At 63.6% G+C, this 264-nt stretch carries 1 protein-coding gene; it reads left to right on the top strand.

Annotation, left to right across the window (positions count from 1 at the left end; all coding sequences use genetic code 11):
- Positions 1-264 (top strand): tRNA-dihydrouridine synthase (locus AAEY83_RS15950; RefSeq protein WP_351060530.1); only part of this gene is annotated, 264 nt, incomplete at both ends.

Here is a 264-nt window from a genome sequence, read left to right as displayed (position 1 = left end):
AGCCTGTGGAATACCCGCAAGTCGCGCATGCGCATGATCCACGAAGGCGATCCCGAGCCGCGCTCGGTGCAGATTGCCGGTGGCGACGCGCAGATGCTGGCCGATGCGGCACGGGCCAACGTCGAGCTGGGCGCACAGATTATCGATATCAACATGGGTTGCCCGGCCAAGAAGGTCTGCAACAAGGCCGCCGGCTCCGCGTTGCTGAAAGACGAAGCACTGGTGACCGAGATCCTGCAGGCCGTAGTGGCCGCGGTTGATGTG

Source organism: Psychrobacter sp. TB20-MNA-CIBAN-0197, assembly GCF_040309765.1.
Classification (GTDB): Bacteria; Pseudomonadota; Gammaproteobacteria; order Pseudomonadales; family Moraxellaceae; genus Psychrobacter; species Psychrobacter submarinus.
The sequence above is the reverse complement of the archived record's forward strand: the minus strand, read 5'-3'. Positions and strand labels throughout refer to the sequence as shown.